Source organism: Streptomyces sp. CB02980 (genome assembly GCF_014451325.2).
Classification (GTDB): Bacteria; Actinomycetota; Actinomycetes; order Streptomycetales; family Streptomycetaceae; genus Streptomyces.
On the sequence record NZ_JACSCH020000001.1, the window covers coordinates 339,735 to 366,559 of the forward strand.

Consider the following 26,825-nt stretch of genomic DNA (forward strand, 5'->3'; position numbering starts at 1 on the left):
CGAGACCTGGGTCCTACGCGATGCAGGTTGCCGTCTCGGCAGGGCATCCGGTGGCCGGGCCGCAGCCTTCGGCCGATGGTGAATGTGTGGCACATGGACCTCTCTCCCCTCGACGAATGACCACTGGCCGGCGGCTGCGGGTGGACGGATGTCGAGAACGTGCCACCGGCTCCGTCCCCGGGGCATCAGCGGCCACCACCGGTCGCACGAGGAAGAAGGAGCGACCAGCATGGCGATTCAGCGGATGGACAACGTCGGCATCGTCGTCGACGACATGGATGCCGCCATCGCGTTCTTCGTGGAACTCGGTATGGAGCTGGAGGGCAGGGGGGAGGTCAAGGGCCGCTTCGCGGACCAGTGCACCGGACTCGAAGGCGTCCACTGTGACATCGCGATGGTCCGGACCCCCGACGGCCACAGCCGGCTCGAGCTGGCGAAGTACCGCAGCCCCGCGGCGATCGGCGGCGGGCCGCGCAACCGGCCGCACAATGTTCTGGGCACGCACCGCGTCATGTTCGCCGTCGACGACATCGAGGACACCGTCGCCCGCCTGCGCCCTCACGGCGCCACACTCGTCGGCGAGATCGCGCGGTTCGAGGACAGCTATCTGCTCTGCTACGTCCGCGGCCCGGAGGGCGTCATCGTCGGACTGGCCGAACAGCTGCGCTGAGAAGGTGTCGGCGTAGCCGATGCCGTGTCGTGCCGTGCCGGTCCGGGAGTCGGGCCGTCAGGGGCGCGGTGCCGCCGGGTCCCGTTCCGTGAGGTGGCTGCTCATGGTGGTGTTCAGGTCGACCATGAACGCCTCGAACTGCTCCAGGAGCCGGGGCGGGTAGTGCGACATCGCGGCGTCGAGGCGGTGGGCGAGCGGGCCGAAGAACTCGTCCGCACGTTCCTGGATGTGCGCGCCGCTGCGTAGCGTGACGATGCGCCGGTCGGAGTGTTCGCGGGCACGGGTGATGTGCCCTGCCGCTTCGAGACGGTTCAGGAGCGCGGTGGTGGCGCCCGTGGACAGGGAGATCCGTTCGCTCAGCCGCGCCGGCGACAGGGGAGTGCCGCGTTCCTCGGCGGCGGCGATCTCCAGTACCGCAGTCGCGTCGGTGGAGTGCAGCCCCAGCCAGGCGGCGAAGCGCCGACTGAGCTCGGCGTAGTGGCCGCCGTAGATCCTCAGCGATTCCATCAGCCGCTCACGCTGCTCCGCGACACCGTCGCGCACGGCTTCCTCCATGCCGACCCTCCACCGTTCTCTTCTGCTGTGCGGTCTGCTCGGTCACCCGCTTTGACAACCTACCTCCCTCACTTTACCTTCACCGTGGAATTACTTCACCATGGAGGTAACTGGCGTGCGTGACCTGTCCCCCACCCCCGACGAGACGACCGAGCCCTACCGATGGCGGTGGCTGATCCTGGCGGTGATGATCATCGCGGAGCTCATGGACCTCCTGGACGCGTCGATCGTCAACGTCGCCGGGCCGGACCTGGAGACATCTCTCGGTGCCGGTTCCGTCGGACTGCAATGGGTGATCGGCGGCTACGCCCTCACCCTGGGCGCCGGTCTGGTTCTGGGCGGCCGGCTCGGTGATCGCCACGGCCGGCGCCGGATGTTCCTGATCGGCCTGGCGGCCTTCACCACGAGCTCGCTGCTGTGCGCGATCGCGCCGAACATCGAGTCGCTGATCGCCTTCCGCCTGCTGCAGGGCACCGCCGGAGCGATGCTGCTGCCCCAGGGCCTGGGCCTCCTGCGGGAGAACTTCTCCGGACCCGAGCTCACCAAGGTCTTCGCGATCTTCGGCCCCGTCCTCGGCCTCGGCGGCATCATCGGCCCGGTCCTGGGCGGATTCCTCATCGAGGGCGACTTCTTCGGCCTGGGCTGGCGGTCGGTGTTCCTGATCAACCTGCCCATCGGAATCGCGGCGCTGATCGTCGCCGCGAAGTTCGTGCCCAGGAAGGCGGGCGACCGCACGGTACGGGTCGACATGGCCGGCGCCGCCCTGGTCGTGGTGTCCTGTGCGCTGCTGGTGCTGCCGCTCAACCAGGGACAGGAGGACGGCTGGCCGCTGTGGACATGGCTGTGCATGGCCGCCTCGGTGATCGGCTTCTCCCTCTTCGCCCTCCAGCAGCGGCGAACGGCCGCCGCGGGCCGCGGGCCGCTGGTGACCCCGGGCCTGCTGCGCAAGCCGGCCTTCACCGTCGGACTCGGCGGCATCGCCCTGTTCTTCGGCGGGCTGATCGGCACCCAGCTCGTGCTGACCCTGTTCCTCCAGGTCGGCCGGCACTTCACCGCTGGTGACGCGGGACTGGGCAATCTGCCCCTCGCGGTGGGCACGGCCTTCGGCGGCGCGGTCAGCGGCGCGTTCCTCGCCGACAGGATCGGCCGCAGGGTGCTGCAGATCGGACCGCTCGTCCAGCTGGCCGGTGCAGCGGTGCTGTGGTTCGAGCTCGACGGCCTCGACCGCGTCTCGTTCTCCATCTGGGACATCGTTCCCGGCACAGCGGTGGCGGGCATCGGCGCCGGCATGGTGATCGCCGCCCTGTTCAGCTTCGTCCTGGCCGCGGTCGACGACGACGAGATCGGATCCGCCTCCGGTGTCCTGACGGCGGTTCAGGCAGTCGGCGGCTCCATCGGCGTCGCGGTCTTCGGCTCGGTGTTCTTCGCCCAGGCGAAGACCGGTGACTTCACCACGGGTTTCCACCACGCGCTGATCGTCCAGACATGTCTGCTGCTGGCCTTCCTCGCGATCACCTTCCTGCTGCCCAAGAAGGGCCGCCCCGAAGAAGAGCAGCACGGCATCACCCCCGAGGCAGCTGCCGGCGAATCCGACACTCCGCAGCACCTCACCGTATGAGCCCCTGCCCGGGGACCATGTGCGACGAGCGGTCCCCGGCCGGCCGGACGAACTGCGCGCCGGGTCACCCCTCTGACCCGTACGGGTGGCATCGTTCGCTCGTGCTGGGTATCGATGCTGCTCACATGGGGTGAAAGAGCCGCGTGCCTCGAATCCCAGCACCGTACGCGAGGCGTTGATGAGTCTGTGAGTACCTCGAGCACAGCCCCGATACTGCCCGCCTCGCTTGCTGCCCCTGCCCTTCCCGTCGTGCACGACTCGGGCGCGGACAACGCGCCCGGCGTCATAGTCGTCGACTCCTGCACCACCCTCGGCACCACCCTGGTCGTCCGCCTCGTCGGGGAGATCGACTGCTACAGCGTCGCTCCGTTGCGTGCGCTGTTGGCCTCGGCAGCCGCCGACGGCTACACCGGGCTCGTACTGGACACCGCGCGGGTCGCGTTCTGCGACTCCAGCTTCCTCGCCGTCCTCGACTGGTGGCCCCGGCGCGGACGCCGCCTCACACTCGCGAACCGCTCCCGGGCCGTTCGACACCTCCTGATCGCGGCCGCGGCCGACGCCTCGGGACAGGCAGCGGCCCAGGCCGACCCACTGATGGCGGCGGCCACGTCATGACCTTCATACTCATGACGTGCGGCCCGATCCTGGCAGCGGTCCTCATGGTCCATGGGGAACCGCGCGCCCCTCGCCACGGCCGTCGCTCCGGATCCGCCCGGCCCACGCCCCGCAGAACCCTGATCTACTGCCGCGTCGCCCTCTCGATCACGTGCTCCACTCCGTAGACGAGAAAGGCCGTTGGGGCCCGCACCGACCTGCGGGCCCCAACGACCGCTCCTCGTACCGGCAAGGCGTGCGACCTCGGACGGCCGGTTCTCTTCGACCGTGCAGGGACCCAAACCGGCGCGGCCGGCGATGTGGGCGGTGAGCTGCCGGAACGGCCGTACACTCGCTCCATGGGTCGCACGAGTTCGTCGAGGCAGTGCCTGTGGCAGGCCTCCTCCGGAGTGCGTCCGGCCGTCGTCGACCCGGCCACCGCCGCTGACGTCGAGGCGCCCCCGACCCGCCGTATCGCGCTCCACGGCCACGGCTAGCGATCCTCTCCCCCGGCGCCGCCACTCTCCACGCCGTACGCCGGACCCCTCCCGGGCCCCGTTCAACGCCCGCCTCGCCCTGCCGGCGCCGGGTGGTCTCCGCCCCGCTCCACGTCACCACAGCAGCGTTCCGGCACTCGCCCGGCGCTGCCGCCTGGCACGGCCGCACGACCGGGCCGGGCCACCTCGAAGGGATCATTGTGAAGCTGAGCGAATTGCTGGCCGGGCAGGAGCATCACGTACTCCAGGGAGACCCGCGCAGCACGCTGATCACCGCGGGGACGACCTTCGACGTGGATCGGGTGACGCCGGGTTGCCTGTTCATCGCCGTGCCCGGGCACCGGGAGGGCGGGCCCGGCTCCGTGGCGCCCGCGCTCGCCCGCGGAGCGGCCGCCGTAGTCGTCGACGGTACGGAACCGGCCTCGGCGTCGGTGTGGCCGCCGGGCTCGTGTGCCGTGCGGGTGCCGGACATCCGGAGGGCGGCCGCGATCGTGACCTCCCGTTACTTCGGGGAACCGGGCCGTCAGATGGACGTGGTGGCGGTCACCGGCACCAACGGCAAGACATCGGTCTCGTACATGGTCGAGTCCGCCCTGCGGATCTCCGAGGGCGCGAAGGTGGGAGTCATCGGGACGGCCGGCAGCCGGATCGGCGACGAGCTGATCCCGATGCCACGATCGGTGCTGACCACCCCGGAGTCGCCCGACCTGCAGTATCTCCTGGGGTGCATGCGTGACCGTGGGGCCGGCAGTGTGGTGCTCGAGGCCACGTCGATGGGCCTGCTGACGCACCGCGTGGACCGTACGTTCATCGACGTCGGGGTGTTCACCAACCTGACCCAGGACCACCTCGACGACCACGGAACCATGGCGAACTACCGGGACGCCAAGCTCCGTCTCTTCCAGGGACTGTGCCGGCACGCGGTCGTCAATGCCGACGATCCGGTGGGCGCCGGGATCGTGGCGATGATGCCCGGTGCGGTGACCACGTACGCCCTCGATGGACCGGCGGACTACCGGGCGACCGATCTCGCCGTCAGCGCGTCCGGCACCCGTTTCACCCTCCACCACGACGGGCGTACGTATCCGGCGTCGATCCCCGTCCCGGGGCGGTTCTCCGTGGCCAACGCCCTCGCCACCCTGGCCGCCTGCCACGTCCTCGGGCACGAGCTGGGCGACCTGGTGACCGCACTGGACCGGATGCCGCCCGTCCCCGGCCGGTTCGAACGCTTCGAGACCCCGGAGGGCACCTCCGTGATCGTGGACTACGCCCATTCACCGGACTCCCTGGACAAGGTACTGACCACCGTCCGCGGCTACGCCCGAGGCCGGATCATCACCGTCTTCGGCTGCGGCGGCGACCGGGACGACACGAAGCGTGCCGACATGGGCCGGATCGCCGGGGCCCACTCCGACCTGTGCGTCCTCACCTCGGACAACCCGCGCAACGAGGATCCGCAGGCCATCCTGGACCAGATCACGCCCGGCCTCGCCGCGACCGGCACGCCGTTCGAGCGGATCGCCGACCGCCGCGAGGCGATCGCGTTCGCCCTGTCCGAGGCGAGCCCCGAGGACACCGTCCTGATCGCCGGCAAGGGCAGCGAGCCGTACCAGATCGTCGGCGAGGAACTGCTGCCCTTCAGCGACATGGCCACCGTGCGTGAACTCGCCCTGGCACGGACGGCCACCCGGTCCCGCGCCTCTCGGTCCGCCGCTTGATCCGTTCGTAGAGGGAGCCGGTCACGGCAGGTGCCCGCTCGGCGCGCCGAGACCACCCGTTCCATGCACGGGGCTTGAGGAACGCGTGGCGGTCGCCGAGGCGACGATGAGATCGAGGTGCTCTCGACACGGCGACGGCCCGCGTCGAGAGCACCGGACCGCTCGTCCGGGTGTCAGCCGGGTGTGGGGGCGGTCTTGTTCGTCGTGGTGCCGTCCTCGTCCTGGGCCGCCGGCTCGGCCGGCTGCGGTGGAGCGGGCGGGGTACGGACCAGCAGCGCGACCAGCACGGCCACGGCGCCGAGTACGGCCCCGATGCCGAACCCCCAGCGGATGCCCGTGGCCAGGGCGCCGGTGGTGCCGGCGCCATCGGCTGCGGCCGTGGCGGCGTGTCCCGACATCACACTGATGACCAGGGCGGTGCCGGCGGCGGCTGCGACCTGTTGGAGCGAGCCGAGGATGGCGGAGCCGTGGGGGTAGAGGTGCGGCGGCAGCACGGAGAGGCCGGAAGTGAAGACGGGGGTGAAGACGAACGCCATCCCCGCGCTCAGGGCCACGTGAAGGGCCAGCACCAGCCACGGCGAGGTCTGTTCGCCCGTGAGTGCGAACAGCGCGAGGCACAGCGCGGTGAGTGCGGCTCCGGGTACGACAAGGCGTGGTGCGCCGAATCGGTCGTAGAGCTTGCCGACCTGTGGTCCGAGCAGGCCCATGGTCAGGCCGCCCGGGATGAGCAGCAGCCCGGTCTGCAGTGAGGTCAGGCCGCGCACCTCCTGCAGATAGATCGGCAGCAGGACGAACGCACCCATGAGGGCCATGAAGGACAGGCACATCAGGGCAAGCGCCACGGAGAAGTGACGAAATGTCAGGGCGCGCAGGTCGAGCAGCGGTGTGGACGAGCGCTGAAGTGCCAGCTGTCGCCAAACGAAGAGGCCCACCAGCACGGCGCCGGCCAGGGTCATGACCGGCGGGGACAGGGGGGCCTGCACTGCGTCCCCGGCGCCGAGCCCGCTCAGACCGTAGACCAGGAAGCCGAACCCCGCTGCAGCCAGGGGGACGGACACCCAGTCGATCGGGACGGCCTGCGGCTCGCCGATATTGACCAGCTTCCTCCGGCCGAAGACGGCCATGGCTCCGGCGATGGGCAGCACGGCCAGGAACAGCAGGCGCCATGTCCCCAACTGCAGCAGCACACCGGAGACCGCCGGGCCGAGTGCGGGTGCGACGGAGATGACGAGGGTGATGTTACCCATCACACGGCCGCGGTCGTGCGGGGGCACCAGGGTCATCAGCGTCGTCATGAGCAGCGGCATCATGACGGCGGTGCCGCCGGCCTGGATGACGCGGGCGGCCAGCAGCACGGGGAAGGCGGGCGCGGCCGCGGCCAGAGCCGTACCGGCCAGGAACAGGGCCATGGCCAGGCTGAAGGCGGTCCGAGTCGTCACGCGCTGCAGGAACCACCCCGTCACCGGGATGACGACGGCCATGGTGAGCATGAAGGCCGTGGACAGCCACCCCGCGGCTGCCGCGGTGACCTCGAACTCGCGCATGAGCCGCGGGATCGCGTTGACCATGATCGTCTCGTTGAGGAGGACGACGAACGTGGACAGCACGAGAATCCGCAGCACGGCGGTGATGTGGGCGGGCGAGAGGGTGGGCGTTGCGTGGGGAACGGGCATGGCGCCTTCCGTCATGTGAGCGTCCTCCACACGTGGCAGCTCACACTGAAGGGCCGTGGCGCCGGGAAGAACTCATGGGTGTTCCCGATCCTGTCGGCGGCGCCGCCCGAGCACAATCCAATTTCCCGGCAGCCAGGGGATCAGCTGGCGGGGTGCGAGCCGAAGACCCGTTCCAGCAGGGCGTACAGGGAGTCCCGGTCCTGACCGCTGAGCCTGTCCAGGCCCTCCTGCGTGGTGCGCATCTTCGCGCGGATCGCGTCGGTGACGCGCTCGCCCTCGGCCGTGAGGATGACGTTCTTGACGCGCCGGTCGGAGGCGTCGGCCTCGCGGCGCACCATGCCGCGCTTCTCCAGCCGGTCGATGATCCCGGTCATGTTGGAGGCGTCGCAGGTCATGGTCTCGGCCAGGGAGCGCATCGCGGCGGGTCCCCGGCGCAGCACGGTCAGAGCCTTGCCCTGGCTCGCCGTGAGGTTCTCGCTCGCCGCCGCGACGGTGAAATCGCCGTAGTAGACGCCGAGCGACACGGAGAGCAGCTCCATGAGCTGGGCAGTGTCGGCGCGGGGAGCTTCTGTCATGAGGCCCATTCTAGCCGGAGATACTTGACTATCTCAAGCATCGACCTCTACCGTCCCCTCGTTGCATGAAGTTATCAAGCATCAAGGTTGTCAAGTAAGTGCCACGAGGAGCGTCCCTGTGACCGTCACCGCGTCCCCCACCTCCCGCGCCGCCGAGATCCTGTCCCGGCCCGTCTCGCTGAACGGCCTGACCGTCCCGAACCGCATCGCGATGGCGCCGATGACGCGCATGTTCTCCCCCGGCGGAGTCCCCGGCGAGGACGTGTTGTCGTACTACGCCCGCCGCGCCGCCGCCGGCGTGGGCCTGATCGTCACCGAGGGGACCTACGTCGGCCACGAGTCGGCCGGGCAGAGCGACCGTGTGCCGCGGTTCCACGGCGAGGAGCAGCTGGCGGGATGGGCGAAGGTCGCCGAGGCCGTGCACGCGGCGGGCGGCACGATCGTGCCGCAGCTCTGGCACATCGGCATGGTGCGCAAGCAGGGCCAGGCCCCCTACGCCGACGCCCCGGCGATGGGCCCCTCCGGCATCCGCCCCGACGGCACCGAGGGCACGGGCGAGGCCATGACCCGGAAAGACCTGGACGACGTCATCGGCGCCTTCGCCGAGGCCGCAGCGGCCGCCGAGCGCATCGGCTTCGACGGCATCGAACTGCACGGCGCCCACGGCTACCTCCTCGACCAGTTCCTGTGGGCGGGGACGAACCGCCGCACCGACGCCTACGGCGGCGACCCCGTGGCCCGTACGAAGTTCGCGGCCGAGGTCGTGAGCGCGGTCCGCGAGACCGTATCGCCCGAATTCCCGGTGATCTTCCGGTTCTCGCAGTGGAAGCAGGACGCCTACGACGCGCGGCTCGCCCAGACCCCGCAGGAGCTGGAGGCGATCCTGGCCCCGCTCGCCGCGGCCGGCGTCGACGCCTTCCACGCCTCCACCCGCCGCCACTGGATTCCCGAGTTCGAGGACTCGGACCTGAACCTGGCGGGCTGGACCAAGAAGCTCACGGGCAGGCCCACCATCACCGTCGGCTCGGTCGGCCTCGACGGCGACTTCATCCACGCCTTCGCGGGCGAAGGCGCCCCGGTACAGGGCATCGACGACCTGCTCGACCGCCTGGAGCGGGACGAGTTCGACATGGTCGCCGTCGGCCGCGCGCTGCTCCAGGACCCGGAGTGGGCGGCGAAGGTCCTGGCGGGGCGGACCGACGAGCTCAAGCCGTACGACGCGGCCGCGGTGAAGACGCTCAGCTAGCCCCGAATCCTGGCGGCCGTTCACCGACGGAGCCGGCCCGCCGTCCCGCGTCCGCTCGGGACGGACGGCCGGCTGGCTGGCTGGCTCGGGACGAACGGCCGGCCGGCTCGGGACAGCCGGCCCGGCCGACCGGCTCGCCGGCCGGGCCGGGAGCGGAGCCTCGGTCGCTCACGGGGCCGGGGCGGCTCGGCGCTCGCACAGGCGTACGGCGAGGGCGGCGATGTCGTCGTCGAGACGCCCTTGGGTGTAACGAAGGAGATCGCGGTGAAGCGCCGCGAGAAGTTCGCGGGGTGGCGTCAGGGGCTGCCGGCGCGTCCAGGCTGCCAGCGGGAAGAACTCGCCGTGCCGGTCGCGGGCCTCGGCGATCCCGTCGGTGTAGAGGAGCAGCAGGTCGCCCGGGGCGAAGGCGCAGGTGTCGACGTTGTAGTGGTCACCCAGCAGGTCGGCGAGGCTGAGCAGGGGCGAGGGCGTCTTCGACTCGAGGACGCGCAGTGTCGCGTGGTTCAGGAGCAGCGGGGGCGGGTGTCCGCAGTTGAGGACGTCGATCCGCCCGCCGTCGTTCGGAATCTCGACGAGAAGCGCGGTGGCGAAGCGCTCCATCGTCCCCTCGGGGGGAAAGGCTCCGTTGTACCGGGTGCAGCTGGCGTCGAGCCTGCGGGCGATGTCGACCATGTCCTTCTCGCTGTAGGCCGCCTCGCGGAAGGCGTTGACGATGGCCGCGGCCGCCCCCACGGCCGGTAGGCCCTTGCCCCGCACGTCACCGATGAGCAGCCTGACGCCGTACGGCGTGTCGACGGCCTCGTAGAAGTCGCCGCCGATGCGCGCCTCGGCCGCGGCCGCCAGGTACAGCGACTCGATCTCGACGCCTCTGAAGCGGCGCGGCATCGGGCCCAGCACCACCTGCTGCGCCGCGTCGGCGACGAGCCGTACCTGTAGGAGGGTGCGTTCCCGCTGGAGCCGCACATGGCTTCCGTACGCCGCGGCGACGGTGACGGCGATGATCCCCGCAACGGTCCACCATGTTCCGAGGTCGGGGAAGACGAGGCTGAGGCCGACCATCAGCACCAGGCAGACCGTGCCGAGCAGGATGGTGGGCAGGACCGGCCACATGGCGGCGGCCAGAGCCGGTGCGGCGGGCAGGAGGCGACTGAAAGCCATCTCGGGCGGAGTGGTGTAGGCCAGTGCGGCGATCACGACGGTCAGGATGACGGGCGACAGCCGCACGAGCACCCCCGGGCCGTAGCGCCCGCGAAGCATTAGCCCTAGCCGTAGCCGTAGCTCTCCAGACCCGATCACACCGGACAGAATATCCACACAAGAGGTACATAGCGCCTCGGAGCAGAGGCGGCCCCCGAGGGGCGGAGGTCCGGCGCAGGTCAGCGGTGCAGGGCTGCCGGACGGAAGGCCGGCGGTGCCAGGCCTTTCACGTCCGCCCCGCGGGGACGTCATCGGCCGCCGCGCCCTACGGGGACGTCAGCTCCTCCGCAGCGTCCGCCACCTCCCAGCGCAGCAGGTCGCCCGGCTGGCATTCGAGCACCTCGCAGAGTGCGGCGAGCGTCGCGAACCGCACCGCCTTGGCCCTGCCGTTCTTGAGTACCGCCAGGTTGGCGGGCGTGATCCCCACCCGGCCGGCGAGCTCGCCCACGGACATCTTCCGCCTGGCCAGCATGACGTCGATGTCGACGACGATCGGCATCAGATGACCTCGTCCAGCTCGGCCTGCATCCGCGCGGCTTCGACGTCGCGATCGACGGCCTGGGCGAGCAGCATCCGCAGCACGAGCACGATGAGCGCGACCCCCAGGATGGCCACGCCGATCCCGCCCATGATGACGGTGACGCCCGGGTCGTCCCGTTGGCCCGGCGCGTTGACGGCCGTGACCGCGAACCAGAGGACGGCGACCGCCACGATCGCGCCGATCACGCCGTCCACGTACCGGAAGGCGGCGAGGGAGAACACCGTCCCGCGCCGCACCATCGCCACCAGCCGCCATACACAGACCACAGCGACCTGCGCCGACACCATCCCCAGCACCACGATCACCCGCAGCGGGGTGAGGGGGAGCGACCCGTCCTCCGGGTCACTCCCACTCACCAAAACCCACACCATCAACGCCTGCACCAACACGGTGCCGACGAACACCACCGCGAGCACGGCACGCAACGCACCCACTGCCAGCTTTCCCATGACCCATCCTCACATCGACTTACGACCGAAACCTATCGAATTTCGATAGGTCGAGCAAGGGGTGGATCGGAGCGGGGGCAGCGATTCCGCATCGCCGGGGGGCATCGGAGCTTCCGTGGCAGCGCGGGTGGCGTCCGGTCGCTATTCGATGCCGGTGTCGCCCAGAGCCTCCAGCACCTGACGCAGGCCCGCGCCGGTGTTCGCGACCAGATCGCGATCCACGTCGGCGAGCAGGCGCGCGTAGTTCGCCAGGTGGTCGGCGAAGGCGGCGCGGGTGACCTCGTGACCGTGCTCGGTGAGGCGGATCTTGATGGTGCGGCGGTCCTCGCCGTCGCGGACGCGCTCGACCAGGCCCTTCGCCTCCATCCTGTCGATCCGGTTGGTGATCGCGCCCGAGGTGACCATGGACGCCTTGAGGAAAGCCCCGGCAGTGAGGGCGTAGGGCGGGCCCGAGCGCTGCAGCGTGGTCAGCACGTCGAACTCCCCGTGCTCCACGCCGTGCGCGGCGGCCGAGGCCTTGGCGGACTTGTCGATCACCCGGGCCAGCCGCTGGATCCGCCCGAAGAGCTCCACCGGCCACAGGTCCTCCGCGACGTCGGGGCGCTCCTTGACCCACTGACCGATGATCGCGTCCACGGCATCACTCATCGCCGCACTCCTCTCCGTAGAAATCCTCTCAACGTTAAGACACTTGACGTTGAGAGAGTCGGGCTGCTTTTATCTCAACGTTGAGATTATCAAGGCTGAACGACAGGAGCATCCCATGCCCGAGCTCGCCCTCCACCGCGCCGCCCAGGACCTCCTCCTCCGCCAGGCCCGTACCGCCGACACCGAGGCACGCGAGCGACTCCTGGAGCACATGGCCGAGGGCAACCGGCGCGGGACCGCCGCCGCGCCGCTGCCCCGTACCGCGCCACGCGCACCACCACACAGGCACCACCACGCACGCACAGCCCGCCCCACACGGACCGCCACGCACACGAACCGCACACGAACCGCCACGCACGCAGAGCCGCGCCTCGCGCCCCCGATCGGCCCGCGTCCTTTCCTCCGGAGTCAGCCGTGTCCCTGCTCGACCGCACCCGCCCGATCCAGCCCACGCAGGCCCCACGCCGCATCCACGCGCTGTGGCTCGCGCTGCTCGCCACGCCCGTCGCCGCGAGCGCGAACGGTCCCGTCCTCGTCCTCCCGGACATGGCCGAGTCCTTCGGCGTCCCCACCGCCACGGCGACCTGGCTCGTCACCGTCTTCGCCTGGGCCGTCGCCGTCGGCACCCCCCTCATGGCGGGACTCCTGCGGCGCCGCGGACTGGGCGTCACGCTCCGGCTCGCCGCCGTCCTCATCACGGCCGGCACCGCCGTCGTCGCCGCGGCACCCTGGCTCCCCCTCGCCATGGCAGGCCGCGCCGCGCAGGCGATAGGCGGCGCCGGCCTCGTCACCGCCGCCATGAGCCTGGCGGGCTCGGTCCGCCGCATGGGTGTGATCACCGCGGGCTTCGGAATTCTCGGCGCCGTCGGCCCTCTGCTCGGCTCCACCATCGCCGGCGCGGTCTCCTGGCGCCTCTCCCTCGCCGTCGGAGCCGTCGCGCTCCTCGCCCTGCCGGCCATCACACGCCGCGCCGATCTGTCCGCCCCCCGCGAGACCGCCCCCTTCGACGGCCGAGGCGCCACCCTCCTCGTCCTCCTCGCCACCGCCCTGGTTCTCATCCCCCGTTTCCCGCTCCCCGCGATCGCCGCCTCCCTCGCGGCAGCCGCGCTGCTGGCCCTCCACGTCCGCGCCCACCCCGACGGCTTCGTTCCGGCCTCGCTCCTGCGCACCAGGACCTTCGTCCTGTCCACCCTGCTCGCCTGCACCTTCGCAACCTCGTACTTCACCCTCCTCTTCACCGTCCCGCAGCTGCTCGCCGACCGGACCGACTGGTCCACCTCCACCATCGGCACCGGCCAGCTGATCGCCCTCCTGGCCGGTTCCATGCTCTCCATGGCACTGGCCGCCGCCGCGGCCCGGTGGGGCCGCCCGCGCGTCCTGTCCATCCTTCTCACCACCGGAGCGCTGGCCCCGCTCATCGCGCTCCTGACCCCCTGGCCGCCGCTGCTCCTGGCGGCCGCGACGCTCGCCGTCCTCACCACGAGCGCCGGCCAGGCCACCCTGGCGGTCTACGCCACGCAGGCCGCGCCCACCGCACAACGCACCACCGCGATCGGCCTGTTCACCCTCGGCTATCAGCTCGGCGGCGCATTCGGCCCCGCGATCGCCGCCCTCGTCATCCTCAGCGCCTGAACCGCACCACCCGACGCCACGTCCGCACATCCGCATCCGCCCCCCGTGCCCGCGCATGGGGGCGGATGCGGATGTCGTCGTACGTCGTGTTCACCCCCCGCGGTCGCATCGACCTCTGCCCGGCCTGCGCCATAAACCGGGAAAGGGCCTGGTCACCTCATGGAGAACAGCGGCACGAACACCAGCTGCATCGACATCTACGGCGACAGCGACAGCGACAGCGACAGCGACAGCAGCAACTTCGGCACCAGCGACTAAGATCTACGGTGACATCGCGTGCCGGTCACCGACCGGGTGCGGCATGGAGGTGTCGGGAGATGCCCTCGGAGGCATTCCTTGTCAGTCGAGTTGAACCACACGATCGTCCACGCCCGGGACAACCGGGAATCCGCGGAGTTCTTCGCGGGCCTGTTGGGTCTTGAGATCACCGCCGAGTGGGGGCCGTTCGTCGCGGTCGATCTGAGCAACCACGTCACTCTGGACTTCGCCACGATCCCCGCGGACAGGATCACCCCCCAGCATTACGCCTTCCTCGTCTCCGAGGAGGAGTTCGACGCGGCGTACACACGGATCAGGCAGCGCGGTGTCGAGCACTACGCCGACCCGCACCGGAGAGAGCCCGGCGCGATCAACCACCATGACGGCGGCCACGGCGTGTACTTCGTCGACCCTTCGGGTCACCTCATGGAGCTGATCACCGTGCCGTACGGCGGCCTGCCCTCGTAGGCGACCGCACCGGGGGCCGCGCCCTGCGCGGCCCCCGACCACGCCCTCGGTCTCCCTCTCGCTCCCCACGGCGTCCGCACGGTCATCCGATGACGGCGGCGGGCACGTCGTCCCAGGCCAGCGAGGACATCCTCCAGCCCGCCGGGGTCAGGAGGTACTGGGTGGTCTTGTGGCCGGAACCCTCGAACCACTCGCCGTCGTGATAGCCGGACTTGCGGTACTCGCTGAACCGGTGGGCGATCGATCCGAAGATCTCGGTGCGCGCGGAGACCTCCCATTCGGAGAACTCCGTCAGGGTCCCGTCGGTGAGCATCCGCCGGCGGGGTTCGACGAACGCGTCGAGATCGTAGATCACCGGTTCGCCTCCGACATTGGCGATGATCCTTCCCTGCGGGATGAACACGTCGTGGATGACGTCGAGGTCGGGTCGCCTGCCGCCGGTGTTGGTGAAGGCACCGATGAACACCCCCATCAGCCGGTCGAGTTCGGCCTGGACGCCGGACGCGGACGCTTCCCCGGCAGTCGGCCACTCCTCGGCGAGGACCGACCAGACCTCGATGTCGTGCCGCACCCCTCGATACGGAGAATGGCGCCGCAGCACACCGTCGCGCTTCATGCCGAGCCGGCGCGCGGCCCCGATGCTGCGGGCGTTGTGTGCCGCGACCCACCACTCGACCCGGCTCATCCCCCGCTCGGTGAAGGCCCAGTCGATCAGGGTCCGGCAGGCCCGGTTCACCAGGCCGCGCCCCTCCCCCGCCGTCTCGAGCCAGCAGCCGATCTCACACACGCCCGAGGCGCTGTCGAAGCGGGTGAACATGACGCCGCCGACCAGAGTGCCGTCCAGCCAGATGCCGAAGATCCCGCCGCTGTCCGTGGCCAGCCGGTCGGCGTAGCGCTGGAGGGTGGCCGTGGCGGAGGGCAGGTCGGTGCTGAAGGTCGCCCAGGGGATCCACGGGTCGACGGTGTCGCGCGCCCTGTCGATGTGGGCGAGGAACTCCGGTGCCTGCCAGGGCTCCAGGGGGCGGAGCCGGGCATGGTCGCCGATGGGCAGAGTGAACATGTGAGCATCGCTCCCTCGGTACGTAACAAGCGTTCGGTACGTAAGCTAGCAGCATGCCGCCTGCACCTGGAGACCGTGACGCCCGCCGCGAGGACGTATCCGAGACGGTGTGGCAGGTACTCGCCGACAAGGGGTTCGGCGGGCTGACCCTGCGCGCCGTCGCCGCCGCGATGGGCGTCTCGACCGGGATGCTCATGCACTACTTCCCGACCAAACGGGCCCTGATCACGCACGCCCTGGACCTGCTGGAGAAGCGCACCGCGGAGCGTCCCCGCCGGGCCCGTCCCGGCGCGGGTCTCGCCACCGTGCGCGTCATGCTGCTGGACATCCTGCCGCTGACTCCGGGCGACACCGCCCGCAACCGCATCTGGGTCAGCTCCTGGGACCTCTCCCTCGCGGACGACGGCCTCGCCACGGAGCAGGCCGACCGCTACACCCGGCTGCGCTCGGCCCTCCTCCCCCATCTGGAAGCCGCACGCGACCTCGGCGAACTCCCGGCAGGCACCGACCTCGAACAACTCGCCGCCACCGCCGTCGCCTTCACCCACGGCCTCGTCGTCCAGGCCCTGTTCGACCCCGCCCGCTTCCCGGAGGAGGTGCAGGGCGCGATGCTCGACGACTTCCTCGCGACGACCGCGCTGCCCCGCCCCGGCACCGGCGACAACCGGCTGGCCCCCGGCCGCCGGTAGACCACCGCACGCACGGCCGCGGCAGTCCACCTCGACAGAACTCTTGCCGGGGCGACTCTGTCTCTCTAATGTGAACCTTCAAATCCCGGGATAGTCATGCGATTGAACACTTAGAGGGACTGAATTTGAACGCTCAAATCCCTGATCCGTCCAATGCCGCCACCCGCGCGGCTTCCGGCCGGGCCGCCCCCGATCACGGTCCGATGCCGGGTTACCTCGACCACGCCAGGATCGGCCCGCTCTCCCGCCGGGCCGCCGCCGCGCTCGCCGCCGCGACCGCGCTGGCCGGCCGCGCGGACCCCGCCGATCTCGACCGGCTGTTCGCCCTCAGCGACGCCGCCCGGGCCGCCGCCGCGCGGCTCCTCGACGCCCGGCCCCACGAGATCGCCCTCGCCCCGTCCACCAGCAACGGCCTGTTCACCGTGGCTGCCGCCCTCCAGGGTCCCGGCACCGTGCTCGTGCCCCGCGGCGAGTTCCCCGCCAACGTCTATCCCTGGCTTCGCTTCGCCGGCCGCGGCGGCCCGGACGTCCGCCTTGTCGACCCGGACGGGCAGCGCCACATCACCGCCGATCTCCTGCGCCGTCATCTCACTCCCGACGTCACCGCCCTCACCGTCAGCGCCGTCGATTCGCTCACCGGCCATGTGGCCCCGCTCGCCGCTCTCAAGGAGGTCCTCGGACCCGACCGGCTCCTGATCGTCGACGCCATCCAGGGGCTCGGTGCCGTCCCGCTCGAAGCCGATGCCGCCGACGTCCTCGTCAGCGGCGGCCAGAAGTGGCTCCGGGCCGGCTGGGGGGCCGCACTGCTGCTGATCCGCGACCGGTGCGGCGAGCGTCTCGCTCCCGGGCTCGGTGGCTGGGCCGGTGTCACGGAGCCCTTCGCCGTACGGCATCCGGCGCCCTCCCTGCCCGGGGCGGCAGCCCACCTGGCCACCAATCCGGACTTCCCGGCCGCCGCGGCCATCGGCGCGGCCGTGGACGACCTGCTCGCCCAGGGCGGCCCGGCCGTCGTCGGTGCCCGGATCCGGGCCACCCTCGCGGAGCTGCTCGACCGGGCGCGGCGGGCGGACGCCGAGGTCCTGTCGGACGGGCTCGGTCCCCGGGAGCGCGGCGGAATCGGCACCTTCCGCCTCCCGGGCCATGACCCCGCCACCGTCCATCGCACCCTCGAAGCGGCCGGGGTGATCGCCACTCGCCGAGACGAGTGGATCCGGCTTTCTCCTCATGCCTCCACCCCGCCCGCCGCGGCGGACCTGTTCGCGGAGGCACTGCGCACCCTCACCCACAGCACGACCAGCACCACCAGCACCACCAGCACCAGCACCAGCACCAGCACCAGCACCGAAAGCAGCACCCACGCCCACACCCGTACCGACGTCCAGGAGCCGACATGTCCCACCAGCTGACCCGCCGACACATCCTTCACCTCGCGACCGCCTCCGCCGCCGGGCTCGGCCTGGCCGCCTGCGGCAGTGGCGGATCGGGCGGCGGCGGCGCCGGTGCCGACGGCGACAGCGGGAAGATCACCGTCTGGAGCTGGACCACCGCGGCCGAGGCCCTGCGCGGGGTCGTCCCTTCCTTCGAACGGGACAACCCCGGCATCGAGGTCGACGTCCAGGACCTGGGAAACCCCGCCATCTGGGACAAGATCACCGTCGGTCTCGCCTCGGGCGGCAAGGGAATCGCCGACGTCCTGCACATCGGAGTCGACTACCTGCCCGGGTACCTGGAGAAGTTCCCCGAGGGCCTCGCCGACCTGTCGAGACTCGGCGCCGACCGGCACAAGGACGCCTTCGTCGAGGGTCTGTGGCCGACCGTCATGGGCAAGGACAGAGCCGCCCACGCCCTCCCGTGGGAGGTCAACCCCCTCGGGCTGTTCTACCGGCACGACTACTTCGAGAAGGCCGGTGTCGACCCCGCCTCCCTCACCAGCTGGGACGACCTGATAGCCGCGGGGCCGAAGATCCGTGCCGCCACCGGCGCCCAGCTGCTCGGGCTGGACAAGCCCGGCACCACCCAGGACATGGACTTCTTCCAGAACCTGATGCAGCTCCAGGGGGCCTTCTACTTCGACGCCGAGGGCAGGGTCACGCTCGCCTCCCCGCAGGCGGTGCAGGCCCTCACCGTCATCAAGCGGCTCAACGACGGCGGTCTGCTCGCCGACACCGCCGGCCAGGGCACCTGGAAGCGCCTCGTCGGCCAGGGGAAGCTCGCCACCGCCCCGTACCCCGCCTGGGCCATCGAGTACCTGGCCACCAAGTTCCCCGCGCAGAGCGGCAAGTGGCGTGTCATGCAGCCGCCCGCCGCCGTCCCCGGGGGTGGGCGCAGCGCCATCGTCAACTCCACCTACCTGACCGTCTCCGCCACCAGCAAGCGCCGCAAGGCCGCCTGGCGCTTCGTCGAGTACGCGCTGACCAAGCCGGCCGAGATCAACCGGATGTTCGCCTCCGGCGGAGTCTTCCCCGCCCTCAAGAAGGCTTACGACGACCCGAAGTTCAGCACGCCCCACCCCTTCTACGGGGGCCAGGAAGTGCTGCGGTCCTTCGTCACCTCGCTCGACTCCGGTTCGGACGCCACCAACTTCACCGGTGACTACAGCCGCGCCCTGAAGCTCGCCGCCGACGCCCAGAGCCAGGTCCTGATCAAGGGCGCCGACCCGGCCGAGGCGTTGAAGGCCGCGGCCAAGCAGCTCGCCCAGCAGACCGGTCGGCAGCAGGCGGCCTGACCATGTCCCTCGCCCCGTCCCAAAGCGCCCCTGCCGGAGCCCCCGCCGCCACGGCCGGGACGCCCGCCGGTCACGGCGGCAACCGCCGCCACGGCAGGGCCCGCCCCGGCCGGCGCCGGCTGCTGACCCGTGCCTCCGTCCCGTACCTGCTGATCATGCCCGCCGTCCTGGGCTTCGCGGTCTTCAAGGCGTACCCCATCGCGGCCTCGTTCTGGATCAGCCTCACGACCGGCAACGGCGACGCCCGCCAGTTCGCCGGACTCGCCAACTACCGCCGTCTCCTAGACGATCCGCTGTTCTGGACCGCGTTGAAGAACACCGCGCTGATCCTGGTCGTCCAGGTGCCGCTGATGCTCGGCCTCGCCCTGCTCGTCGCCCTCGGGCTCGACTCCACCAAGGTCTGGCTGCGCCCGCTGTGGCGACTCGGCGTCTTCGTCCCCTCGCTGACCGGCCTGGTCGCCGCCGGCGTGATGTTCTCCGTGATCCTGAACCACGACGCGGGACTGCTGAACTGGGTTCTCTCCCTGTTCGGCATCGACCGGGTGAACTGGCTCGGCAGTCCCTTCTGGGCCCGCGTCGGCGTCGTCCTCGTCATCACCTGGCACTACACCGGCTACAACGCCGTGATGTACCTCGCCGGCCTCCAGGGCATCCCCCAGGAGCTGTACGAGGCGGCGATGGTCGACGGCGCGGGACCGGTCCGCCGCTTCTTCGCCATCACCCTGCCCCAGCTGCGGCCGATCCTCCTGCTCACGGTGGTGCTCTCGACCATCGGCACCCTGCAGCTCTTCGACGAGCCGTACGTCCTCACCGGCGGCGGCCCCGACAACGCCACCCTCACGGTCACCATGTACCTCTACAACAACGGCTTCAAGTACTTCGACTTCGGCTACGCCTCGGCCCTCGCCTACGCGCTCGCGCTGATCGTGTCCGTCCTCGGCATCCTGCAGGTCCGCCTGATGGGAGAGCGCCGATGAAGCTCCGCGGCCCCCTGCTCACCGTGCTGCTCGCGGGTGCCTTCGGGCTCTGCGTCGGACCGTTCTATTGGCTCGCCATGGCCGCCACCCAGGACGACAAGGACGTGTTCTCCTGGCCGCCGAAGCTGCTCCCGGGCGGCCACCTCATGGAGAACCTCCAGGGCCTCCAGGAGTCCATCGGCCTGACGCGCGTCCTCGTCAACACCCTTGTGGTGGCGGGCCTCCAGACCGTCGGCGCGGTCGTCGTCTCGGTCCTCGCCGGGTACGCCTTCGCCAAGTTCGACTTCCGCGGGCGCAATCTGTTCTTCGTCCTGCTGCTCAGCACCCTGGTCATCCCCGACGCGGTGATGCTGATCCCGATCTTCCAGATGATGATGGACCTGGGTCTGATCGACTCGTACGAGTCCGTCGTCCTGCCCGGTCTGGTGACCCCGTTCGGCATCTTCCTGATGCGGCAGGCGCTGCGCTCGATGCCCGACGAACTCCTGGACGCGGCCCGCGTCGACGGCGCGGGCGAACTGCGCGTGCTGTGGCGGATCGTCATCCCGGTCAACAGGCCGATCATCGCGGCGCTCGCGCTGTTCGTCTTCCTCGGCGGCTGGAACCAGTTCGTCTGGCCGCTGATCGCCTTGCGCAGCCCCGAGATGTACACGCTGCCCGTCGCCACCGCCACCCTTCAGGGTCTCTCGACGACCAACTACGCCCAGGTCCTGCTGGCCGGTGCCATCGCCGCCATCCCCGTGATGGCCCTCTTCCTCGTCCTGCAACGCCAGTTCATCTCCGGCCTGCTCGCCGGGGCCACCAAGGAGTGACCACCGTGACCACCGATCCGAAGACCGTCTCCCCCCAGGACGCCTCTCCCCGGAGCGCCGACCCCCGGCAGCCCGAACCCCAGGAGCCCGACCGTCAGGAGCCCGACTCCCAGCAGCCCGACTCCCAGCAGCCCGTCCCGGCCTGGCGGCCGGGCGCGCCGACCGGAGGGACTCCCCGCACCGTCGTCCACCGCCCGCTCGCCACGGGCCTGTTCCACTCCACCGGAGACCCGCTCGCCCTCCATCTCACCGGGATCGGCGGCGACCGGTGGGAGGCCACCGTCGCCCGGGTCGAGGACGGCGTGGCCCTGATCGAGGTCTCGGCGGCGGAGGCCGTCACCCTCCGCGCCGAATGGCGTGTCCCCTGCGTCGGGGCCACCGCCTACTGGGCCCCGGACACCGACGCCTCCCGCTGGCTGCCGCCGTCCTGGACCACCCCCCGGACGGTCTCGCTCGCCCTCGGCGCGCCGGTCGCCAGCCTGGTCGGCGCCCACGACCGCGCCCTGTGCACGGCCGCCGCGGGAGAGACCGCCGCGCCCGTACGCGTCGGCGCCGGTGTCGTGGAGGAGAGCGGCGAGTTCGCGTTCACCGTCGAGCAGTACCTCATCCCGGACGGGCCGCCGATGCGGCTGCGGATCGACCTCAGCGGCCGCCACTTCGCCACCACCCTGCGGGCCGTCACCGACTGGTGGGCCGAGGGCGTGGATCATCCCGGCGTCGCCCCCGCCGCCCGGATGCCCGCCTACTCCACCTGGTACAGCCTCCACCAGAGCGTCGACACCGCCGTCGTCGAACAGCAGGCCGCCCTCGCCGCCGGCCTCGGCTGCGAGAGCATCATCGTCGACGACGGCTGGCAGACCGCCGACCGCACCCGCGGCTACGGCCACTGCGGCGACTGGGAGCCCAACCCGGCGGCCTTCCCCGACCTCGAGGCCCACGTGGCCGAGGTCCATCGGCGCGGCCTCGCCTACCTCCTCTGGTACGCGCTGCCGTTCATCGGCCGGCACAACGACGCCTGGGACCGCTTCAAGGACAAGATCCTGCGCGAGGAGCCCCACCTGGAGGCGGCCGTCCTCGACCCCCGTCACCCCGAGGTCCGGGCCTATCTGATCGACAAGGTCTGCCGTGCCGTCGAGGAGTGGGGCATGGACGGGGTGAAGCTCGACTTCATCGACCGCTTCTCCGTCGCCGACCCCCCGCCCGCACCGGCCGGCGCCGACCGCGCCGCCGTCCACGAAGGCCTGCTCCAGCTCCTCGCCGAGCTCGACGCCCGCCTGCGCCGCACCCGGCCGGACGTGATCGTCGAGCACCGCCAGCCGTACGTGAGCCCGAGCCTCTGGCCGTACGCCACCATGGTCCGCGCCACCGACTGCCCGCTCAGCCCTGCCGAGAACCGCCAGCGCACCGTCGACTGCCGGCTCACCGCGGGACCGCTCGCCGTCCACGCCGACATGATCATGTGGAACTCCGCCGAGACGCCCGAGTCCGTGGCCGTCCACCTGATCAACGCGCTGTTCTCGGTGCCGCAGATCTCCGTCGACCTCGCCGCGCAGACCCCCGGCCGGCTCGCCGCACTGCGCTTCTGGCTCGGTGTCTTCCGCCGCCACGCCGATGTCCTCCAGCTCGGCGATCTGGAGCCCGCGCGCCCGGACCTCGGCTACCCCCTGGTCAGCGCCCACGACGAGCGCACCACCGTGGTCGCCCGCTACGCGCCGCTGCCCGTCGCCCTCCCGGACCGGGGCGGCGCGGACGGCCCGCGGACCCTGCTCGTCGCCAACGCGGACCGCGACCCCGTGGTGCTGCTCGTGGCCGCCCGGCAGGAACGGGCCCTCGCCCTCGTACAGGACTGCGGTGGTGAGATCCTGTCCGAGACCGTGCTCGACCTCGTCCCCGGGGTGAACCCGGTGACGGTGCCGACCGGCGGCCTGCTCACCCTGACCCGAGAGCACTGAACGACGAAGGGGCCGGGGACGGCCGTCCGCCGTCCCCAGCCCCTCCGACCACCGGCCCCAGAGGAACGATGACCGCTCGACAGGTGACCATCGAGGACGTCGCACGCGTGGCGGGAGTCTCCCGCCAGACCGTCTCGAACGCCCTCAACGCCCCCCACCGGCTGCGCGACACCACCCTCGCCCGGGTCACCGCCGCCATCGACGAACTCGGCTACCAGCCCGATCAGTCCGCCCGCAGTCTGCGCACGGGCACCCGCAAGGTCATCGGTTATCCCGCCCCCGCCGACAACCCCGCCGACCCCAACCCCCTGATGGGCGGCTTCCTCCAGGCGCTGGTGAGCGCCGCAGACGCCGTCGGCCACCGCATCCTGCTGTTCCGCTGCGACCCCCAGCAGGGCGTCGCGGCGGTCGCCAGGTCCTTCAACGGGCTGATCGCGGCCCGGCAGGTCGACGGGTTCGTCCTGTCGGACGTGGTGCACGACGACCCCCGCGTCGACGTGCTCGCCGAGGCCGGCTTCCCGTTCGCCGCCTTCGGCCGCACCGCCCCCGGCCGCCCGCAGAACTGGGTGGACATCGACTCCGCGGCCGCCACGGCCGCCCTGGTCGGCCTGCTCATCGAACAGGGCCACCGCAGGATCTGTTACGTGAATTCCGCGGCCTCGCTGCCCTGGCTCGCCGACCGGCGGGCCGGCCTGCAGCAGGCCGCGGCCGCGGCACCCGACGGCGCCTTCGAGGTCGGCGTACCCGACGATGATCCGGCCGCGCTCTCCCAGGCCCTGCAGCGCCTGCTCGTCGGCCCCGACCGCCCGACCGCCCTGGTGTGCGCGAACGACTGGCTCGCCCTCGCCGCCTACCACGCGGTCCGGGCGGCCGGTCTCACCGTCGGAGTCGACGTCGCCGTCGCCGGGTTCAACGACATGCCGCACTGCACACTGATCCAGCCCGCTCTCACCAGCGTGCGGTTGCCGCTGTCCGCCATCGCCCACGCCCTCGTCACCCGGCTGATCACCGCCGTCGAGGACCCCGCCGCCGCTCCCACGAGTGGGCTGCTGCTCCCGGCGGAGCCGGTCGTACGGGGCAGCACACCGGCGCGGTAGCCGCGCCCGCGGCCGTGATCCGGACGGACGCGACCTAGCCTTCGGCCGGTCCCTCGCTCCTGGCCCAGAGGGAACGGACGTGGCCCAGGTGCCGGGTCATGCACGCCTCCGCGCCCTCGGCGTCCCCGGCGAGCATCAGGTCGAGGAGTTCCAGATGCTCCTCGGCCGACGGAATGAGGTCGCCGCTCTCGTCGAGGGCGGTGAGCCCGTACAGGCGCGACCGCTTGCGCAGATCGCCGACCGTCTCGACGAGGCGCTCGTTGCCCGCGAGGCCGAGCAGGGTGAGGTGGAAGAGCCGGTCGGCCTCCAGGTAGCCGATGAGGTCGTGCTCACGGGCGGCGCGCACGATCTCCACGGCCACCGGCCGCAGCGCCTCCAGGTCCTCGCGCGTGGCGGAGCGGGTGACGCGGCCGACGGTCGGGATCTCGATGAGCGCGCGGATCTCGGTGTACTGGTCGAGGTCGCGTTCGTCGACCTCGGTGACCCGGAACCCCTTGTTGCGGACGGGCTCGACCAGCCCCTCACGGGCCAGGTCGAGCATCGCCTCACGCACGGGAGTGGCGGAGATCCCGAAGTCCTCGGCGAGGGTGGGGGCCGAGTACACCACGCCCGGCCGCAGCTCGCCGGAGATCAGGGCGGCGCGCAGGGCATGGGCGACCTGGTCGCGCAGCCGCTCTCGGGAAGCGTTCAGGTCGCGCTGGGTCAGGTGCCCCATGGAGGTGGTGATCCCTTCGGTTCGTTCTGCGTCACCACCGTACGATGTCACGTCGCTGCGCCTGCGGGTGCCAGGGTGTACGTCCGGGAGGACGTGTAGAACTCGAGGGCCGCCCTGCCCTGCTCGCGCGGGCCGTGACCGGACTGCTTGGCCCCGCCGAACGGCAGGTGGAAGTCGACGCCGGTCGACGGGGCGTTGATCCGGATCATGCCGGTGTCGACGAGGTCGAGTCCGTACAGGGCCGCGTCGAGGTCGGCCGTGTGGACCGAGGTGACGAGGCCGTACGGCACGGAGTTGGTGATCCGTACCGCGTGGGCGAGGTCGTCGGCGGGGAGCAGCGCGGCGACGGGCCCGAAGACCTCCTCGTTGAGCAGTCGGTGCCCCGGCGGGACCTTCTCGACCAGGGTCGGGGCCGCGTACCAGCCTGGTCTCGTCGGTACGGTGGCGCCGGCGAGGACGGGGAGCCCCTGCCAGGCTTCGGCCACTCGCTCGCGCGCGCTCTCGTGGACGAGCGGCCCGCACACGGTCTCCGGATCGGCGGGGTCGCCGACCCGGAGCGCCCGGAAGGCCTCGGAGAGGGCTTCGCGCAAGGGGTCGAGGGCGGCGCCGACCGCGACGATCCGGCTGGTGGCGGTGCATTTCTGCCCCGCGAACCCGGCGACGGCGGCGGCGATGTGGGCCGCCGCCCGGCCGATGTCCGCGTCGGGCAGGACGATCGCCGCGTTCAGGCCACCCATCTCGGCCTGTACGGGGATGCCCCGCGCCGTCGCCGCGCGGACGACGGCCCGGCCCACGGGGGTGGAGCCGGTGAAGGAGACGACGTCGGCGGCGGAGACGAGGGCGTTGCCCTCGGTGGGGCCGCCCGGCAGGACGGTGAACACATGGTCCGGCAGGGCCTGTCGGACGATCTCGGCGAGGCGCTGGGCGCACGCGGTGGCTTCGGGGGCCGGTTTGAGGACGACCGTGTTGCCGACCGCGAGTGCGGGGGCGGCCTTCCAGCTCGGGATGGCGAAGGGGAAGTTCCAGGGCGTGACGAGCCCGGCCACGCCGTGGGGGCGGCGCCGGTTCAGGAGCAGCCCGTGACCTGCCGCGGTCTCGTGGACGGAGCCGGTGGGCTCGAAGGGCGCCTGGGCGTAGTAGCGCCAGATCGCGACGGTGCGCGCGATCTCGGCCCTGGCCTCGGTGAGGGGCTTGCCGACCTCGCGTACGGCGAGGGCGGCGAGTTCGTCGGCCGCGGCCTCCAGGGCCGCGGCGACGGCGCCGAGCGCGGCCGAGCGGGCGGCGGCTCCGGCGCGCAGCCAGCCGGGCTGGGCGGCGCGGGCCCGCTCGACGGCGTCGGCGGCCGCGAAGGCGCCGGGGGCCGGGAGGCTGACGAGCACGTCGGTCGGGTCGGCCGGGTTGTGCGAGACGAGGGTGGACACGTCGGTGATCACAGGAGGAAGCCTCCGGGGAAGGGGTCGTCCGGGTCGAGGAAGTACTGGGCGGTGCCGGTGATCCAGGCGCGGCCGGTGACGGTCGGGACGACGGCGGGCAGGCCGCCGACCTCCGTCCCGGCGGTGAGCCGGCCGGTGAATCGGGTGCCGATGAAGGACTCGTTGACGAAGTCGCGGTCGAGCGGGAGTTCGCCCCGTGCGTGGAGCTGGGCCATGCGCGCGCTGGTCCCGGTGCCGCACGGGGAGCGGTCGAACCAGCCGGGGTGGATGGCCATCGCGTGGCGCGAGTGCGTGGCGTCGGAGCCGGGTGCCGTGAGGTAGACGTGCTTGAGTCCGGCGATCTCGGGCCGGGTGGGGTGCACGGGGCGGTCCGGGGAGGCGTTGATCGCGTCCATGATCGCGAGTCCGGCGGCGAGGAGGTCGTCCTTGCGGTCGCGGTCGAAGGGCAGCCCGAGGTCGTCGAGGGGGACGAAGGCGTAGAAGTTGCCGCCGAAGGCGAGGTCGTAGGTGACCTTGCCGAAGCCGGGGACGTCCACCGCGCGGTCCAGGCCCACGCAGAAGGCGGGCACGTTGGTGAAGGTGGCGGACTTCGCCGCGCCGTCCTCCACCCGCACGTCGACGGAGACGAGACCGGCCGGGGTGTCCAGGCGGACCGTGGTGACCGGTTCGACGACCGGCACCATGCCGGTCTCGACGAGGACGGTGGCGACGCCGATGGTGCCGTGGCCGCACATCGGCAGGAGGCCCGACACCTCGATGTAGAGCACGCCGTAGTCGGCGTCGGGGCGGGTGGGCGGCTGGAGGATGGCGCCGCTCATGGCCGCGTGCCCGCGCGGCTCGAACATGAGGAGCGTCCTGAGGTGGTCGAGGTGCTCGATGAAGTGGAGCCTGCGCTCGGCCATGGTGGCCCCGGGGATCACACCGACGCCTCCGGTGATGACCCGGGTGGGCATTCCCTCGGTGTGGGAGTCGACTGCGTGGAAGACGTGACGGGTACGCACGCGGAGTTCCTTTCGGTCCGGTCGA

Annotated in this window: 26 protein-coding genes; 15 read left to right on the forward strand and 11 right to left on the reverse strand. The window is 71.4% G+C overall.

Annotated features, from left to right (window positions below; genetic code table 11):
* Positions 1-229: 229 nt before the first annotated feature.
* The gene (locus E0F75_RS01695) at positions 230-670 is read left to right on the forward strand and encodes a VOC family protein (protein WP_187620604.1); all 441 of its coding nucleotides are present in this window, start codon (positions 230-232) and stop codon (positions 668-670) included.
* Positions 671-727: 57 nt separating this feature from the next.
* On the opposite strand, the gene E0F75_RS01700 is transcribed toward E0F75_RS01695, so the two are convergent.
* A complete protein-coding gene (locus E0F75_RS01700) occupies positions 728-1,225 on the reverse strand; it encodes a MarR family winged helix-turn-helix transcriptional regulator (RefSeq protein ID WP_187620605.1) in 498 nt (165 codons plus the stop codon).
* A gap of 115 nt (positions 1,226-1,340) precedes the next feature.
* Here E0F75_RS01700 and E0F75_RS01705 point away from each other — a divergent pair, with 115 nt between their 5' ends.
* From E0F75_RS01705 to E0F75_RS01720, 4 genes are all read left to right on the forward strand, one after another.
* Positions 1,341-2,843 (forward strand): MFS transporter, encoded by a 1,503-nt coding sequence (locus tag E0F75_RS01705; RefSeq protein ID WP_229312429.1) that lies wholly within the window; start codon positions 1,341-1,343, stop codon positions 2,841-2,843.
* Between the two features lie 249 nt (positions 2,844-3,092).
* A complete protein-coding gene (locus tag E0F75_RS01710; protein WP_187620607.1) occupies positions 3,093-3,458 on the forward strand; it encodes an STAS domain-containing protein in 366 nt (121 codons plus the stop codon).
* A 338-nt stretch (positions 3,459-3,796) separates the two neighbouring features.
* Positions 3,797-3,934, forward strand: coding sequence for a hypothetical protein (locus E0F75_RS01715; RefSeq protein ID WP_187620608.1), 138 nt, complete (start codon positions 3,797-3,799; stop codon positions 3,932-3,934).
* Positions 3,935-4,134: 200 nt separating this feature from the next.
* Positions 4,135-5,652 carry a UDP-N-acetylmuramoyl-L-alanyl-D-glutamate--2,6-diaminopimelate ligase gene (locus E0F75_RS01720; RefSeq protein WP_187620609.1) on the forward strand — a complete coding sequence of 506 codons (1,518 nt, stop codon included), beginning with the start codon at positions 4,135-4,137 and terminating at the stop codon, positions 5,650-5,652.
* Between the two features lie 173 nt (positions 5,653-5,825).
* Here the strand turns inward: E0F75_RS01720 and E0F75_RS01725 are convergent, their stop codons facing one another.
* Positions 5,826-7,340: a DHA2 family efflux MFS transporter permease subunit gene (locus E0F75_RS01725; RefSeq protein ID WP_229312430.1), complete on the reverse strand. Its 1,515-nt coding sequence runs from the start codon at positions 7,338-7,340 to the stop codon at positions 5,826-5,828.
* Between the two features lie 125 nt (positions 7,341-7,465).
* Entirely contained in the window at positions 7,466-7,900 is a 435-nt protein-coding gene (locus tag E0F75_RS01730; RefSeq protein WP_229312431.1) for a MarR family winged helix-turn-helix transcriptional regulator, read from the reverse strand.
* Between the two features lie 118 nt (positions 7,901-8,018).
* Between E0F75_RS01730 and E0F75_RS01735 the strand changes: the two genes are divergently transcribed.
* Positions 8,019-9,146 carry an NADH:flavin oxidoreductase gene (locus E0F75_RS01735; RefSeq protein WP_187620610.1) on the forward strand — a complete coding sequence of 376 codons (1,128 nt, stop codon included), beginning with the start codon at positions 8,019-8,021 and terminating at the stop codon, positions 9,144-9,146.
* Positions 9,147-9,314: 168 nt separating this feature from the next.
* Here the strand turns inward: E0F75_RS01735 and E0F75_RS01740 are convergent, their stop codons facing one another.
* The 4 genes from E0F75_RS01740 to E0F75_RS01755 form a co-directional block, all read right to left on the reverse strand.
* A complete protein-coding gene (locus E0F75_RS01740; protein WP_187620611.1) occupies positions 9,315-10,403 on the reverse strand; it encodes a PP2C family protein-serine/threonine phosphatase in 1,089 nt (362 codons plus the stop codon).
* Between the two features lie 205 nt (positions 10,404-10,608).
* Positions 10,609-10,842, reverse strand: coding sequence for a helix-turn-helix transcriptional regulator (locus E0F75_RS01745; RefSeq protein ID WP_187620612.1), 234 nt, complete (start codon positions 10,840-10,842; stop codon positions 10,609-10,611).
* Positions 10,842-11,333, reverse strand: a complete 492-nt coding sequence (locus tag E0F75_RS01750; RefSeq protein WP_187620613.1) for a DUF2975 domain-containing protein — start codon at positions 11,331-11,333, stop codon at positions 10,842-10,844. The genes E0F75_RS01745 and E0F75_RS01750 overlap by 1 nt, the downstream gene beginning before the upstream one ends.
* Positions 11,334-11,474: 141 nt before the next feature.
* Positions 11,475-11,981, reverse strand: a complete 507-nt coding sequence (locus tag E0F75_RS01755; protein ID WP_187620614.1) for a MarR family winged helix-turn-helix transcriptional regulator — start codon at positions 11,979-11,981, stop codon at positions 11,475-11,477.
* Positions 11,982-12,395: 414 nt separating this feature from the next.
* On the opposite strand from E0F75_RS01755, the gene E0F75_RS01760 reads away from it, so the two are divergent.
* Both E0F75_RS01760 and E0F75_RS01765 read left to right on the forward strand, forming a co-directional pair.
* Positions 12,396-13,613: an MFS transporter gene (locus tag E0F75_RS01760; RefSeq protein ID WP_187620615.1), complete on the forward strand. Its 1,218-nt coding sequence runs from the start codon at positions 12,396-12,398 to the stop codon at positions 13,611-13,613.
* Positions 13,614-13,949: 336 nt separating this feature from the next.
* Complete coding sequence (locus E0F75_RS01765; RefSeq protein ID WP_187620616.1) at positions 13,950-14,339, forward strand: VOC family protein; 390 nt, start codon at positions 13,950-13,952, stop codon at positions 14,337-14,339.
* Positions 14,340-14,421: 82 nt separating this feature from the next.
* On the opposite strand, the gene E0F75_RS01770 is transcribed toward E0F75_RS01765, so the two are convergent.
* Complete coding sequence (locus E0F75_RS01770; RefSeq protein WP_187620617.1) at positions 14,422-15,399, reverse strand: GNAT family N-acetyltransferase; 978 nt, start codon at positions 15,397-15,399, stop codon at positions 14,422-14,424.
* Positions 15,400-15,452: 53 nt separating this feature from the next.
* Between E0F75_RS01770 and E0F75_RS01775 the strand changes: the two genes are divergently transcribed.
* The 7 genes from E0F75_RS01775 (at position 15,453) to E0F75_RS01805 (ending at position 23,651) form a co-directional block, all read left to right on the forward strand.
* Positions 15,453-16,088, forward strand: a complete 636-nt coding sequence (locus E0F75_RS01775; protein WP_187620618.1) for a TetR/AcrR family transcriptional regulator — start codon at positions 15,453-15,455, stop codon at positions 16,086-16,088.
* Positions 16,089-16,291: 203 nt separating this feature from the next.
* Positions 16,292-17,494, forward strand: a complete 1,203-nt coding sequence (locus E0F75_RS01780; protein WP_187620619.1) for an aminotransferase class V-fold PLP-dependent enzyme — start codon at positions 16,292-16,294, stop codon at positions 17,492-17,494.
* Positions 17,479-18,813: an ABC transporter substrate-binding protein gene (locus E0F75_RS01785; RefSeq protein ID WP_187620620.1), complete on the forward strand. Its 1,335-nt coding sequence runs from the start codon at positions 17,479-17,481 to the stop codon at positions 18,811-18,813. The genes E0F75_RS01780 and E0F75_RS01785 overlap by 16 nt, the downstream gene beginning before the upstream one ends.
* 2 nt (positions 18,814-18,815) lie before the next feature.
* A complete protein-coding gene (locus tag E0F75_RS01790; RefSeq protein ID WP_206706101.1) occupies positions 18,816-19,790 on the forward strand; it encodes a carbohydrate ABC transporter permease in 975 nt (324 codons plus the stop codon).
* Positions 19,787-20,602 carry a carbohydrate ABC transporter permease gene (locus E0F75_RS01795; protein WP_187620621.1) on the forward strand — a complete coding sequence of 272 codons (816 nt, stop codon included), beginning with the start codon at positions 19,787-19,789 and terminating at the stop codon, positions 20,600-20,602. The genes E0F75_RS01790 and E0F75_RS01795 overlap by 4 nt, the downstream gene beginning before the upstream one ends.
* A gap of 5 nt (positions 20,603-20,607) precedes the next feature.
* Positions 20,608-22,554, forward strand: coding sequence for a glycoside hydrolase family 36 protein (locus E0F75_RS40320; protein WP_187620622.1), 1,947 nt, complete (start codon positions 20,608-20,610; stop codon positions 22,552-22,554).
* A 68-nt stretch (positions 22,555-22,622) separates the two neighbouring features.
* The gene (locus E0F75_RS01805) at positions 22,623-23,651 is read left to right on the forward strand and encodes a LacI family DNA-binding transcriptional regulator (protein ID WP_187620623.1); all 1,029 of its coding nucleotides are present in this window, start codon (positions 22,623-22,625) and stop codon (positions 23,649-23,651) included.
* A 34-nt stretch (positions 23,652-23,685) separates the two neighbouring features.
* Here the strand turns inward: E0F75_RS01805 and E0F75_RS01810 are convergent, their stop codons facing one another.
* The 3 genes from E0F75_RS01810 to E0F75_RS01820 are packed head-to-tail and all read right to left on the reverse strand — an operon-like array spanning position 23,686 to position 26,800.
* Complete coding sequence (locus tag E0F75_RS01810; RefSeq protein WP_187620624.1) at positions 23,686-24,366, reverse strand: GntR family transcriptional regulator; 681 nt, start codon at positions 24,364-24,366, stop codon at positions 23,686-23,688.
* A gap of 47 nt (positions 24,367-24,413) precedes the next feature.
* Positions 24,414-25,799 carry an aldehyde dehydrogenase gene (locus E0F75_RS01815; RefSeq protein WP_187620625.1) on the reverse strand — a complete coding sequence of 462 codons (1,386 nt, stop codon included), beginning with the start codon at positions 25,797-25,799 and terminating at the stop codon, positions 24,414-24,416.
* Complete coding sequence (locus tag E0F75_RS01820) at positions 25,796-26,800, reverse strand: proline racemase family protein (protein ID WP_187620626.1); 1,005 nt, start codon at positions 26,798-26,800, stop codon at positions 25,796-25,798. The genes E0F75_RS01815 and E0F75_RS01820 overlap by 4 nt, the downstream gene beginning before the upstream one ends.
* Positions 26,801-26,825: the final 25 nt, after the last annotated feature.

Bases quoted from the DNA above. Each gene is read 5' to 3' on its own strand.
- E0F75_RS01695 (WP_187620604.1), top strand. From the start codon at position 230: ATGGCGATTCAGCGGATGGACAACGTCGGCATCGTCGTCGACGACATG.
- E0F75_RS01700 (WP_187620605.1), bottom strand. From the start codon at position 1,225: ATGGAGGAAGCCGTGCGCGACGGTGTCGCGGAGCAGCGTGAGCGGCTG.
- E0F75_RS01715 (WP_187620608.1), top strand. From the start codon at position 3,797: ATGGGTCGCACGAGTTCGTCGAGGCAGTGCCTGTGGCAGGCCTCCTCC.
- E0F75_RS01725 (WP_229312430.1), bottom strand. From the start codon at position 7,340: ATGACGGAAGGCGCCATGCCCGTTCCCCACGCAACGCCCACCCTCTCG.
- E0F75_RS01730 (WP_229312431.1), bottom strand. From the start codon at position 7,900: ATGACAGAAGCTCCCCGCGCCGACACTGCCCAGCTCATGGAGCTGCTC.
- E0F75_RS01740 (WP_187620611.1), bottom strand. From the start codon at position 10,403: ATGCTTCGCGGGCGCTACGGCCCGGGGGTGCTCGTGCGGCTGTCGCCC.
- E0F75_RS01745 (WP_187620612.1), bottom strand. From the start codon at position 10,842: ATGCCGATCGTCGTCGACATCGACGTCATGCTGGCCAGGCGGAAGATG.
- E0F75_RS01750 (WP_187620613.1), bottom strand. From the start codon at position 11,333: ATGGGAAAGCTGGCAGTGGGTGCGTTGCGTGCCGTGCTCGCGGTGGTG.
- E0F75_RS01755 (WP_187620614.1), bottom strand. From the start codon at position 11,981: ATGAGTGATGCCGTGGACGCGATCATCGGTCAGTGGGTCAAGGAGCGC.
- E0F75_RS01770 (WP_187620617.1), bottom strand. From the start codon at position 15,399: ATGTTCACTCTGCCCATCGGCGACCATGCCCGGCTCCGCCCCCTGGAG.
- E0F75_RS01775 (WP_187620618.1), top strand. From the start codon at position 15,453: ATGCCGCCTGCACCTGGAGACCGTGACGCCCGCCGCGAGGACGTATCC.
- E0F75_RS01780 (WP_187620619.1), top strand. From the start codon at position 16,292: ATGCCGGGTTACCTCGACCACGCCAGGATCGGCCCGCTCTCCCGCCGG.
- E0F75_RS01785 (WP_187620620.1), top strand. From the start codon at position 17,479: ATGTCCCACCAGCTGACCCGCCGACACATCCTTCACCTCGCGACCGCC.
- E0F75_RS01790 (WP_206706101.1), top strand. From the start codon at position 18,816: ATGTCCCTCGCCCCGTCCCAAAGCGCCCCTGCCGGAGCCCCCGCCGCC.
- E0F75_RS01795 (WP_187620621.1), top strand. From the start codon at position 19,787: ATGAAGCTCCGCGGCCCCCTGCTCACCGTGCTGCTCGCGGGTGCCTTC.
- E0F75_RS01805 (WP_187620623.1), top strand. From the start codon at position 22,623: ATGACCGCTCGACAGGTGACCATCGAGGACGTCGCACGCGTGGCGGGA.
- E0F75_RS01810 (WP_187620624.1), bottom strand. From the start codon at position 24,366: ATGGGGCACCTGACCCAGCGCGACCTGAACGCTTCCCGAGAGCGGCTG.